This is a genomic window from Pantoea sp. (assembly GCF_028283705.1).
GTDB lineage: Bacteria > Pseudomonadota > Gammaproteobacteria > Enterobacterales > Enterobacteriaceae > Pantoea.
This window is the reverse complement of sequence record NZ_JAPWKD010000019.1, coordinates 195598-207927: the sequence shown is the minus strand read 5'-3', so window position 1 is coordinate 207927 and position 12330 is coordinate 195598. Positions and strand designations below refer to the sequence as shown.

The following is a 12330-nucleotide window of genomic DNA, read 5'->3' as shown; positions in this document are numbered from 1 at the left end:
CATGCGCGAAAAAATCATGAACGCTATACGTGAGCACGTCTCTGCTGAATACCCGAATGAGGCATGCGGGGTGATCATTCAGGCCGGGCAGTCACAGGAATATATCCCCTGCCGGAATATCTCCGATAAGCCCACGGAACATTTCACGCTTGCGCCTGATGACATGGCTGAAGCGGAAGAACGGGGTGAAGTTCTGATGATAATTCACTCTCACCCGGATGTGGTGCAGCTGATACCGTCCGAACTGGACCGTATTCAGTGCGACCATTCCGGCGTGGAGTGGGGGATCATGTCGTGGCCGGACGGTGATTTCTGCACCCTTTCACCGCGTGGCGACCGGGAGTTAGCCGGGCGGCGCTGGGTGCTGGGGCATGCCGACTGCTGGTCACTGTTGCGTGATTATTTCCGGCTGGAACATGGTATTACGCTCGGTAACTGGTCCGTTGATTACGAGTGGTGGGTGGATGGCAAAGAAAACCGCTACGACGACAACTGGCAGGGCGAGGGCTTCACAGAGGTCGATGCAGCTGCCATGCAACCCGGTGACGTGATCATGATGCGGGTGCAGGCACCCGTGACTAACCATGCTGCCGTTTATCTCGGCAATAACATCATCCTCCATCATGCCTTTGGCAATCTGTCTGCCCGCGTCCCTTACGGTAAATATTACCGTGACCGCACCGTGCGGATAGTCCGGCATAAGGAATTATTCAGTGCTTAAAAAACTGACCCTCTCCGGTGGTCTGGCGAAAAAGTTCGGTAAGGTGCATCAGTTCCACGTAGCCGACCTGAAGGAAATGATCCGTGCCATGTGCTCACAGGTGCCCGGCTTCAAAAAATACCTGTCGAATGCGCACCTCAGCGGGGTGAGTTTTGCTTTCTACAGCGGCGGTAAGAATATCAGCCTGGAAGAGTTCGATATGTCTTCGGGCGCAACTGAATATCGCATGACTCAGGTTATCAAAGGCAGCAAGCAGGTCGGCGTGCTCCAGATTGTGATCGGTGCGGTGGCGCTGGTGTCTGCCTATTTTACCGCTGGTGGCACGCTGGCGCTGTGGGGTTCTGCACTCGGAACCGCAACGGCGACAGGTGTTGCAACTACCATGCTCACCGGTATGGGGATCAGCATGATGCTGGGTGGCGTGATGAGTATGCTGACGCCGCAACCCAACTTCAATGTCGGGGCATCGTCCAGCGCGGACAATAAGCCTAACTACGCCTTTGGCTCTCCCGTTAACACGGTTGCAATGGGGTATCCCGTCCCGCTCCTTTTCGGCACGCGTGAAATAGGCGGTGCCATTATCAGCGCTGGGATTTATTCCAGCGACCAGCAGTAATATTTTATTCAGGAGTTAAACCATGACCTTAGAACAAAGAGTTGAAGAACTTGAAACAGAGATGAAAGTCTTAAAAAAACAGCTCGCAGATGCACAGCAATCCACAAGCTGTATTTTAGACTCACAAACTGCAGAAATTCATTCTATTAAATCCAATTTAGACTTAGTGAAAATGAATGTTAATTGCAATCAGTGAAACTTTGGCGAGCATGCTGAATAGCTAGATTTTCAATTTCTAACAAAGTTAAGCTTTTAACATCTCTACCACTGACATCTATTTGAAAATTGTGCTGAGACTGGTCTTCACCAACCAAGAAGACATGCAACTTTTGATTGCTTCCTTCAGAATTTATACCGCTGACCGTATTTAGCTTGTATTTCATCAATCTTCCTTAAACTGAGGTAATCAGCCATCCCTCATTGCTGTGTGCGCCCATGCCCCAAACATGGACGGGCTGAATACTCAACATATCCTTATCTGTAAATCAGCAACATCCTGATATTCGATCAGTAATTAATCATGCCCGCCACCGTGCGGGCTTTTTTTATGGGTGAAATATGCGACTTCTTGACGGTGCATTGATTCAGGGCAGCAAAGCGGGAAGCAGCAGCGCCCATACGCCGGTAGAAGAACCGGATGACCTGTTATCGGTCGCGAAAATTAAAATGCTGCTGGCGATTGCTGAAGGGGAGATTCAGGGCGAACTGACCGCGCAGAATATTTTCCTGAATGATACCCAGCTGGCTAATGAGGACGGCACCTACAACTTCACCGGAGTGGTATGGGATTACCGCAACGGCACGCAGGACCAGACCTACATTCAGGGCATGCCGGAAATCAATAACGAGTCCTCTGTGGGTGTTGAAGTCACAACAACTTCACCCTGGACCCGGCAGTTTACCGATCTGACGCTGGATGCGGTGCGCGTAAAACTGAGCCTGCCTTTGCAGTATCTGTACAAAGATAACGGCGATATGGTGGGCACGGTCACGCAGTACGCTATCGATCTCTCAACCGATGGCGCAGCCTGGGTAAACGTGGTTAACGGCAGCTTTGACGGTAAAACCACTTCGGAATATCAGCGCGATCACCGTATCAACCTGCCAGCAGCTACAACCGGCTGGTCCATCCGTGTCCGCCGTATTACTGCTGACTCGACCTCAACGAAGCTGATTAACGCCTTCAAAGTGTTCTCTTTCGCGGAAGTCATCGACAGCAAGTTACGCTACCCGAACACCGCATTACTCTACATCGAGCTGGATTCCAGCCAGTTCAACGGCAGCGCACCGAAAATCACCTGTAAACCGAAAGGTAAGCTGGTTCGCGTGCCGACAACGTATGACCCTGTCACCCGGACCTATAGCGGCACCTGGACGGGTGATTTCAAACTGGCCTGGACAGATAACCCGGCGTGGGTGTTTTACGATCTGGTGCTGGATGAGATTTACGGCATGGGCAACCGTGTTGACGCCACCATGATTGATAAATGGGAGCTGTACACCATTGCGCAGTATTGCGATGAGATGGTGTCAGACGGCGCAGGCGGCACGGAGCCGCGTTTTACCTGTAACGTGTACATCCAGAGCCAGGAAGATGCCTACACGGTTCTGAAGGACATTGCGGCGATATTTCGCGGGATTACCTTCTGGGGTAATGACCAGATTTACGTGAAAGCGGACGTACCACAGGACGATGTGGATTTTGTTTACCACGCCTCAAATGTGATTGACGGCCTGTTTACGTATGCGGGTGGCTCCTACAAAAACCGTTACACCTCCTGTCAGGTGTCATGGTCCGACCCGCAGAATCATTACTCTGACACGGTTGAAGGCGTTTATGAGCCTGACCTTGTTCAGCGCTACGGTGTTAATCAGACCCAGCTAACGGCCATCGGTTGCACCTCGCAGAGTGAAGCGCACCGGCGCGGGCGCTATGTGATCCTGTCGAACGCGAAGGACGGGACCACAACATTTGGCGTTGGGTCTGGATGGTTATATCCCGCTGCCGGCTGAAATCATTGGCGTGGCCGATCCATTCCGTGCGGGCAAACAGAACGGTGGCCGCATCAAATCGGTTAACGGTCTGAATATCGAACTTGACCGGGAAGCGGATTATGCCGCAGGTGATCGCCTGGCGCTGAATCTGCCGGACGGTACTGCGCAGACCCGTACCATTGCGTCAGTCAGCGCCGATAAGAAAACGGTCACGGTCAGCACTGCATTCAGAATGACACCAGCGGCGGGGGCGGTATGGGCTATCGACAGTGATAATCTGGCGATTCAGTATTTCCGCGTGACCTCCATTGCGTCGAACGATGACGGCACCTTTACGATTGCTGCCGTACAGCACGACCCGAACAAGTACCGCTACATTGATGACGGCGTGAAAATCGACCCGGCACCGATCACCGTGACGCCACCAGGCGTAATGACTGCGCCACAAAATATTACCATCTCCCAGGTGGATTACGTCGAGCAGGGGCTTAACGTGGCCTGCATGCAGGTGACGTGGGACGCCGTGACAAGCGCTATCAGCTACACCGCACAATGGCGCAAGGATAACGGTGACTGGGTTAATGTGGGTCAGCAGAGCGCGAAGGGCTTCACCATTTCCGGGATTTATGCGGGCGTGTATGACGTGCGCGTGCGTGCCGTGAATGCGGTTGATGTATCATCGCCGTGGGGTTACGCGCAGTCAACCACGCTGACGGGGAAAGTAGGCAAACCCGGCACGCCGGTCAGTCTGCTGGCCTCTGATGATGTTGTGTGGGCTATCGATATTCAGTGGGGATTTCCGGAAGGTTCCGGCGACACCGCCTACACCGAGTTGCAGGTAGCCACCACGGCAGACGGGCAGAACCCGCTGTTTCTGGCTTACGTGCCATACCCCGGCGTCAGCTATCAGCATGGCCCCATGCCCGCAGGCGTGCGCCGCTGGTATCGTGCGCGGCTGGTGGACCGTATCGGGAATGTGGGCGACTGGACGGAGTTTGTAACCGGCGCGAGTAGCGTTGATGCCACGGCATTGCTGGGGGATATCACTGAGCAGGTATTACAGACGGATGCCGGAAAGCAACTGGTATCGAAAGTGGATACCAACATTGAAGGAATGCTCCAGAATGCCCTGGACGGTGATGCCACAGTTGATCATCAGTTCCAGCTGTACGGACAAAACCGCGCTGATATCCTCACCGTTAAGCAGACGATTGCAACAAACGACCAGGCCTATGCTCAGAAGTTTGAGCAGGTGCAGGCCAGCATCGACACGAACACCGCCGCCGTTCAGCAGACATCAACGGCGCTGGCTGACACCAACGGCAAACTCTCCGCGCAGTATTCTGTCAAGGTTGCGGTAGACAGCAACGGTCGCCAGTACGCTGCCGGTATGGGGATTGGTGTTGAGAACTCACCGTCAGGCATGCAGACGCAGGTGCTGTTTCTGGCTGACCGGTTTGCAGTGATGAGTCAGGTAGGGGCAACCCCGAAAACCTTCTTCGCTATTCAGAATGGGCAAACCATTATCGATACAACATTTATCGGTGATGGTACCATTACCAATGCGATGATCGGGGCTTACATTCAGTCAACAAACTATGTGGCTGGGGTTTCAGGCTGGCGACTGGGGAAAGATGGAGCGTTTGAGCGTAATGCTGCGAATGGTTCCGGGCGTGTGGTTGATACTGGAGTGCTGAGGCAGCTTTACGATGCAAATGGCACGCTGCGTATCAGAGACGGACTTTGGTAAGGAGATTATATGCCCTGCGGACTACAATGCTGGGATGCAACGGGCAAATTGATAGTAGATATTGGTGATTACAATACGCGATATCTTGGAAGGACAACCGTCACTATTCCCGCCAATTCAAACATTGCCACCGGTTCTTTTAGCGGAATGACGGATACAGGATCATTTGTCGTCGTTGTCTCAGCAACAAGTACATCTTATTTCACTCCTGCTAATTTTGCTGCGCGGGCTTATAGCGGCGGCTTTCGTGTATTTAAACTCTCTTCATACACTGCCGCCGTTACACTCACACTGGATATGTATGCGTTTTTATGAGTGGATATCAGGTATTTAACTCTTCGGGTGCTCTTGTAATCGATTCTGATTATAAAGGTACTTATTACAAAGACACCGTAGCCTATGCCGGATTAACCGACATTGGCTATTACAATATTTCCTGTCAGTTAGGTGACTCGACTGATATGGGCCATGTAACCAACAGTGTTGCCCTTGATGACCATCTGAGATGGTTTAAGCCGAATAATAATGCAAAGATGTTTTTTACCGGGCCGGACTGGATGACGGCGAATGCCGGTTCGATGGCAAGAACGCGCAGCGATATGCCAGTGGAAAGCGGATACAGGGATGTTTTTAATGCGTCTGGAGAATTGATTTGGTCTGCGGTTATGGCTGCAAAAATCCCACGCATTTTAGGTTTTTTCGATATACCCGCTAATTTTGACCTTGATAATAGCGTGTACTCGCAAAGTATTGGCACAAACGTTTGGCTTCTTGTCAGTTCAGTTCCGGGTGGTAATATATCTGATGATGGTGCTGTAACTGGTTTTTCTGGTCCCTTTTTTAGATTTACTAATGGAACACTGCAATGCCAGTGGGTAAACCAGAAGCAGCTTTCATGGGCTAACACCCTAAAGCCCTATGGACTGCGCATTCCTTATGGGATTCTCTCAAATCTGACTTGATAGAATTAGATCTTTATGATCGATTTTATGAATTGAAAAGAAAGACCATTACCGCTTTTATACCTCTAATTTTGGAGGATATATGCGAATTATTATCTTTGTGTTTTCAATAGTGTTTTCAACAATTGCATTTGCCAACAATATCATTACTTATCCTAAACGTGCCGAGAACCTGCGCATAGATGGTGAAGTCAATGTGCTTTATGACGTGAATGCACAAGGAAAGCCGGAAAATATCCGTATTATCAGCATGCAACCGAGATATGTATTCAATCGTTCAGTTCAAAATCAGATAGCACGATGGAAGTATCCAGTGGGATATCCTCAGACCGACATCGCGTTGCGGGTGATTTTCAGGGCGAACTAAAAACCCTGACCATCGTAACTAGCACATTGTAGTGAGCGTCTTTAGTGGGACCTTACATCCTCTACACTAAAATACTACCCAATTGGGCGGGTTGCAGGTTAATGATTTTCCATCTTTTCATCATGGTGTTAGGATTGGCTCACTAATGGTTAACTGGTGACACTAATGATTAAAAAAATATTTCCGGCCCTTACATCCTGTTTTTTGTTAGCAGGATGTATGAATAATTTACAAGATGCTAGAGCATATAATGGGGTTGACAGCTCATACCTTTCTTCTCATGACATACAGACCACTGCTGTATGTATAAAAAAAGGATGGCAAGAGGTTTTTTCCACTGATCCGTCCCGCATTTGGATGACAGATGAAAAAGATGGGGTTATTTCAATCTATACGCCTCAATTTATTTATCTTGCGGATATTAAAGCGGAAGGAAGTAAGTCAAACGTCACTTACTATCACAATGGTGACAGGTTTTGGGGAACTAAGGAAAAGCTAACCTCAGCCATAAAGAGATGTTTATAAATCATTCCCAAATAAACCCGGCCATCGTGCCGGGTTTTTTATTGCCCGGAGAAAATATATGCCAGCAGGCACTATTACCCTGACCAACAATTCTTCAACGGTATCAGGAAACGTAACGGCATTCGCCACAGAATTAAGCGCGAATGATTTTCTGGTGGCGGTTGTCGGTGGTGTGACTTATACGCTGGGCGTTAAGTCTGTTGAATCCGCTACCAGTCTGACTTTAATTACCGCTTATGGCGGACCGACAACATCAGGGTTGGCCTGGACTGCTTTACCCAATCAGGCGCTGGTGGGTATTACTGCTCAGGTGGCCGCTGATGTAGCAAAGGCAATTCGCGGTCTGAATCTGGACAAAGCCAACTGGCAGCAGATTTATACCGGTACAGGCAATGTCACCGTAACCCTGCCAGACGGAACAACCTATACAGGACCAGCCTGGAACGGAATAACAGCCACGCTCGCAGGTAAAGCGGCAAAAGGTGTAAATAACGACATCACATCGCTTACAGGGCTGACCACAGCCCTTAGCGTTGCGCAGGGCGGTACAGGAGCTATAACGGCGTCTGCTGCCTGGACGGCATTATTAAATGGGCGCACAGTTGCAAATGCAAGGGGTGATCTTGGGCTTGCAACTAGTTCCGCTGCAAACTTTGCAGCATTAGAACTTTCAAGTGGCACACCGTATATTGATTTTCATTATGCATCTTCAGCCAGTGATTACTCAGTTAGGTTAATCAATGACGGTGCAACAAAGTTATCCCTTATTGCTGGTCAGTTTGACTCATCTGGTGGATACACCTCAAGGATTGGTACAAATGGCGGCATCGATACCGCTGTACCCTGGAATTTCTTCTGGAACTATAACAACGCAGTACAGCTTGGAATGTTTGTTGGAACCGGGTTTATTGGGTATGTAACTACAAACTCTGCATCAGATAAGGGCTGGAAAAAAGATATTAATTACCTGTCTGAAATTTCAGATAAAGCAAACAGTGATGCATTAAACGAGGTTTTACAATGGAAAGTCGCCACGTTTAAATATAAAGCTAGAGGGATAATTCCAGAGTCTGCTGAAAAACTCGGCTTCATTGCAAACGATTTAGTTAACACGAGTCCTGCATGTGTGACGGGGCAAGGTTTGCCTGATGATTATGATATTGAAGCAGACCCGAATAACCCAAATGCGTATAACCTGGATCAGATTGCAATTATCGCCAAACTGACTCAGGCAGTGCAGGCCCAGCATCAGATGATTACCAGCCAGAATGAGACAGTAACGGATTTGCAAAAGCGTATCTCTGTACTTGAGGGGGCTGGGGCATAATCAAAAAAAGCACAGGCCAGCCCTTGAGTCCAGCCTGTGCAAGATACAATCCGTGAATGTCATTTTTCTCAGTGGCTTAAAAAATTTACATAAATCTGTTTTTACTTTCAACAAAAAAAGCCCGCGCTCCAGGACGGAAGTGCGCGGGCAAGTTCTACCATGGATATAGGGTTGCGGCATGTCGGTGTGGCATGCCGCAGTATCAGTTTAGCAGCGGTTGTTTGGGGTGCAAAAAAAGCCCGCATCCCACGGAATGAGAGGAGCGGGCAAAGTCCATAGCTGATGGATATAGCGATTCCGGCATGTTCAGGATATGCCGTGTAAAGATTGTAGTAACAGCTGGGCGTTATGCAAAAAAAAGCCCGCATTAGCGGGCGAAATTCGTTACATGGGATTATCCATATAATTTATGACCCAATGTCCCTCCAAAGGTTCAACTCTCCCCGCACTAAATTTCCTTTCCTGGCAATCCCTTCTCAGAAACCTCTGATGATCTACTTGATCGATTCTGCCGATTAATAAATACTGTATGTACATACAGTAATAATCGGGAGTTGATCACCATGCCACGTTACAGCGACATCAAGAACGCCTTTTACCAGAGCATCAAGATGGACCAGAAAGGGCAGAAGACAGTGAACACAACTGACTTCGTTGCAGAACTGGAGCGGCATCATCACCACTGGTCATTAAAGCAAGCGAATGACTGGATTGAGAATCAGATGAATTACTTTCGTGACATTACGCCGGACTTCAGCGAAAACCGGACGTTCTGCCTGTTCAATCCTAACGGACCGTACTGATTACTGATATGGGCTTTCCATCCCCTGCAAGGGACTATCTGGAAAAGCGTCTCGACTGGAACGAGATAATGAACGCCCGCTATGAAGGCACAATTATGGTGGAAACTGCAGACGGCCTGGTAGTGGTGGATACCACTATCAGACCGAAGCAGGGTAACATGGGTAGTTACCCGTGCATGGGATGGTCCATGTCCATAAAAAAGCCCGTGCTACGGCTCCCGAACAGCACGGGCAAATGCTTGCATAAAATCCACCTCACGGCAGGTTTATAGCCATGCCGTCTTATCAGTTTATGCAGCGGTAATAATGTGTGCAAAAAAAAATGCCTGCTGAGTGTGCAGGCTTAAACACTCCAATAGGGAAAAATCTCATCGCACCACAATTGCTGTGTGCAGTGCATCTCTATAATAGCGACATTGAAATATTTGTACACATTCATACCGATGATTAAATTTTGTCGATTTGATTAATTTTTGTTAGGCATAGTCCGAAAAGAAACCCGGGCAGTGGGATAAGTTTGCCCGGGCTAAAGGTGTATCATGAACAATATAAGTTTAACTTAAGTCGCTGATTACGCCAGCCAGGCAGCGAGATGGTCACCCATTAAACCAGTCATCTGCTGATTCCCATGCATCCTGAAGCACCTGTGAAACAATCGCTTTATCACCTTCCTTATCTTTTGAGCGCAAAAGTGACAGGCCGTCATTACTGGCGGTCTTAACCACAACGCTCAGGTCATCAAAGTTGTGACTCAGGCGCTTAGTGAGTTCCTCCCGCAACGCATCCATTGCACCCTTCGGCATCCCCTTAGCCTTCTCCTTTGCGATCATCACTTCAACAATCATGCTTCCCCCTGATTACTGTATCGGCATCCACTAACTAAAAAGATACTGGTTGAATGTACAGTATATTTATATACTGTGATTTCATACAGTGCAACGGCAGAGGTGAAAATCATGGGCTTCCCATCCCCGGCAGCTGATTATCAGGAGAGTGCTCTCAACCTGAACGAGATAATGATCAGTCATCCATCGGCTACTATCCTTGTCCCTACAGCGAATGGCTGGTTGCTGGTAGACAAATCCATCAGCCCGGTAAGGGGGAATCAGTTGTATTTCCTGCTGTGGGGTCAGGAAAAGATTGGAGTTCTGCGGCACAACTCAATCATCTGCACTGATGGAGAAGAAGTCCGAGGGGAAGCGCTGGAGGAGATAACTGTAGTTGGCGTGATAACCTGGGTGATTACCCGTCATTGGGACAGGGAAAGCCCAACGATTTAACGCTGTGGCATGCATGGGGCACCAGTGGGGCAAAAATTAACGCCGAAGTTCGATTAAGTTCATAAACATGCATTTCTAAGTTGCTGTCCAACCGTGATAAATCGGCGCTCCTGGACGATCTTTGATGATTTTTAAATTAAATTATCCATACCGCTGATATGCAGCAGCACACAACCCAGCAACACCACCAGCGGCATGATCGCCAGCTTGGCGACGGTAATGCCAACCACCGCCGCATTGGGGCGCAGACGAAAGCCAGAGAGATTGGCCCCGAGCACGATCAGCGCGCAAGGCAGTGCCGCCTGTGCCAGCCAGGTCGCCAGCTTCATGCTCCAGTCAGGCAACGCAAGATGCGCAAGATTCACCGCTGTTCCCAGCAACAATCCAATAATCATCGGGTTCGCCAGGCTTGCCAGCAGGACGCCGGGTTTAAACGGCTCGCTTCCGGCGAGGGTGCTATACAGGCTTTGAAAGCCAAACAGCAGCAGGCTGTGGACCGCGAGTACCGTGAACAGCAACACCAATCCCGCATCACCGTACATACCCGCCACCATCGCCAGACCGATCAGGGCATTATTGGAAAAGGAAGCCGTCAGGCCAAATGGCGTCGGATTCCCCATATGGCGATGGGTAATGATATTCACCACCGCAAAAATAAGCAGCGCCGGGACAAAGTACGCCGCCAGAATTTTGATATTCAGGCCATCATGCAGCGGCGCGTTGACCATCCCGGTAAACAGGACCATCGGCATAAACAGCTTAAAGGCGAGACTACCCAGCGCTTTGTTGGCATGGGCATCGAGGGCACCGCGACGGGCCAGTATATAGCCGAGAATAATCAACAGAAAGACAGGCAGAATAATGTGTGCGACGCTCACAATCGATGGCTCCGGTAAAAACTTGCGAATCATATTATTACCGAACGCTCCCCTCGCTGTCAGCGCACTTCCCCGTAGCGGAACCCCTCCTGGCATGCTAATTGCTAACAACCTATAACCTGGTGTTAAGCGTTTAACAGCTCAGCACACGCTATTCATTCCTCAGAGGAAAACCGAATGCAGTCGCTTAATCTACGTCAGATTGAAGTCTTTCGGGCGATTATGATTACCGGTTCGATTAACGGTGCCGCGCAACTGCTGTTTGTGTCTCAACCCGCCGTCAGTCGGATGCTGTCGCACACGGAAGCTCGCATTGGCTTCCGGTTGTTCGAACGGGTTAAGGGAAGGTTATATCCTTCGCCAGAGGCACGCAGCCTGTTCAATGATGTCGAATCGGTGTATCGCGATATCCAGCGCGTCAATACCACGTTGCACAACCTGGTACAGCAGCGTCAGGGTGTGCTGCGCATTGCCAGCAGCCCCAGTCTGGGGCATCAACTGGTGCCAGATGCTATTGGTGCTTTCAGGCAGTGCAACGAAAACATCCTTGTCAGCCTCGAATGTTTGCGACACCGGTTGCTGCGGGATCGGCTGCTTGATCAACATGCGGACCTCGGTATCTCCTTGTTTCCTATCGATCATCCCAACCTGTGTGCCGTGCCCCTGAGTTATATCCGCGTGATGGTGGTGTGCCCGGCCAATCATCCACTCACCCGATTACCGGCCAAAGAGTTGCCTGCGGCGCTGGCGGAGACGCCCTTTATTGGTTACTCCACGGATACCCCGTTCTACAGTTTTATGATGAAGGCCTTCGAACGCGTTGGTCTGCCTTATCGTCCAAGTATTGATGTCGATTCCCCACATCACGCCTGTGCGCTGGTTAAAAACGGCACCGGCTTCTCGGTAGTTGATGAAATCTCGTTCCGTGCCTCCGGTGCTGAACACATGGCGGTGCTGCCGATTCTCGGTGAAGAACGCCTGACCATCAGCCTGGTGCATCTGCGCCACGAACCGCTGGCGCAGTTCGCGCAGGTGTTTATCGACCATTTGCGCAAGGTGCTGGATAGCAGCGGCTTCCATCTGTTCAACATGGATTAACTTTAGGT

Annotated in this window: 14 protein-coding genes and 1 pseudogene; 12 read left to right on the top strand and 3 right to left on the bottom strand. The window is 49.8% G+C overall.

From position 1 onward, the window contains the following. The first annotated feature begins 1 nt into the window (after position 1). From PW844_RS17125 to PW844_RS17115, 3 genes are read left to right on the top strand one after another with little or no spacing between them, the layout of a single operon-like run. Positions 2 to 721: a C40 family peptidase gene (locus tag PW844_RS17125; protein WP_299454266.1), complete on the top strand. Its 720-nt coding sequence runs from the start codon at positions 2 to 4 to the stop codon at positions 719 to 721. Beyond that, complete coding sequence (locus tag PW844_RS17120; protein ID WP_299454263.1) at positions 714 to 1337, top strand: tail assembly protein; 624 nt, start codon at positions 714 to 716, stop codon at positions 1335 to 1337. Before PW844_RS17125 ends, PW844_RS17120 begins: the two co-directional genes overlap by 8 nt. 22 nt (positions 1338 to 1359) lie before the next feature. Next, positions 1360 to 1533, top strand: a complete 174-nt coding sequence (locus tag PW844_RS17115) for a hypothetical protein (RefSeq protein WP_299454260.1) — start codon at positions 1360 to 1362, stop codon at positions 1531 to 1533. Here PW844_RS17115 and PW844_RS17110 read toward each other — a convergent pair. Beyond that, on the bottom strand, positions 1517 to 1720 hold the full coding sequence (locus PW844_RS17110) for a hypothetical protein (protein WP_299454257.1): 204 nt from the start codon (positions 1718 to 1720) through the stop codon (positions 1517 to 1519). The genes PW844_RS17115 and PW844_RS17110 overlap by 17 nt on opposite strands. Positions 1721 to 1895: 175 nt before the next feature. On the opposite strand from PW844_RS17110, the pseudogene PW844_RS17105 reads away from it, so the two are divergent. From PW844_RS17105 to PW844_RS17075, 7 genes and pseudogenes are all read left to right on the top strand, one after another. After that, positions 1896 to 5082 (top strand): annotated as a pseudogene (locus tag PW844_RS17105) (host specificity protein J). Between the two features lie 9 nt (positions 5083 to 5091). Further along, positions 5092 to 5397, top strand: a complete 306-nt coding sequence (locus PW844_RS17100; protein WP_299454254.1) for a hypothetical protein — start codon at positions 5092 to 5094, stop codon at positions 5395 to 5397. After that, positions 5394 to 6044 (top strand): hypothetical protein, encoded by a 651-nt coding sequence (locus PW844_RS17095; protein WP_299454251.1) that lies wholly within the window; start codon positions 5394 to 5396, stop codon positions 6042 to 6044. The genes PW844_RS17100 and PW844_RS17095 overlap by 4 nt, the downstream gene beginning before the upstream one ends. 82 nt (positions 6045 to 6126) lie before the next feature. Continuing rightward, positions 6127 to 6411 (top strand): TonB family protein, encoded by a 285-nt coding sequence (locus PW844_RS17090; protein ID WP_299454248.1) that lies wholly within the window; start codon positions 6127 to 6129, stop codon positions 6409 to 6411. 219 nt (positions 6412 to 6630) lie between these two features. Then, a complete protein-coding gene (locus PW844_RS17085; protein WP_299454245.1) occupies positions 6631 to 6936 on the top strand; it encodes a hypothetical protein in 306 nt (101 codons plus the stop codon). Positions 6937 to 6994: 58 nt separating this feature from the next. After that, a complete protein-coding gene (locus PW844_RS17080) occupies positions 6995 to 8263 on the top strand; it encodes a tail fiber domain-containing protein (protein ID WP_299454242.1) in 1269 nt (422 codons plus the stop codon). Positions 8264 to 8826: 563 nt separating this feature from the next. Beyond that, complete coding sequence (locus tag PW844_RS17075) at positions 8827 to 9066, top strand: hypothetical protein (RefSeq protein WP_299454238.1); 240 nt, start codon at positions 8827 to 8829, stop codon at positions 9064 to 9066. 596 nt (positions 9067 to 9662) lie between these two features. On the opposite strand, the gene PW844_RS17070 is transcribed toward PW844_RS17075, so the two are convergent. After that, positions 9663 to 9911 carry a DinI-like family protein gene (locus tag PW844_RS17070; RefSeq protein ID WP_299454235.1) on the bottom strand — a complete coding sequence of 83 codons (249 nt, stop codon included), beginning with the start codon at positions 9909 to 9911 and terminating at the stop codon, positions 9663 to 9665. 111 nt (positions 9912 to 10022) lie between these two features. On the opposite strand from PW844_RS17070, the gene PW844_RS17065 reads away from it, so the two are divergent. Next, positions 10023 to 10346: a hypothetical protein gene (locus tag PW844_RS17065; protein WP_299454232.1), complete on the top strand. Its 324-nt coding sequence runs from the start codon at positions 10023 to 10025 to the stop codon at positions 10344 to 10346. Between the two features lie 131 nt (positions 10347 to 10477). Here the strand turns inward: PW844_RS17065 and PW844_RS17060 are convergent, their stop codons facing one another. Then, positions 10478 to 11224: an AEC family transporter gene (locus PW844_RS17060; protein ID WP_299454229.1), complete on the bottom strand. Its 747-nt coding sequence runs from the start codon at positions 11222 to 11224 to the stop codon at positions 10478 to 10480. Between the two features lie 177 nt (positions 11225 to 11401). Between PW844_RS17060 and PW844_RS17055 the strand changes: the two genes are divergently transcribed. Continuing rightward, a complete protein-coding gene (locus tag PW844_RS17055) occupies positions 11402 to 12322 on the top strand; it encodes a LysR substrate-binding domain-containing protein (RefSeq protein ID WP_299454226.1) in 921 nt (306 codons plus the stop codon). Positions 12323 to 12330: the final 8 nt, after the last annotated feature.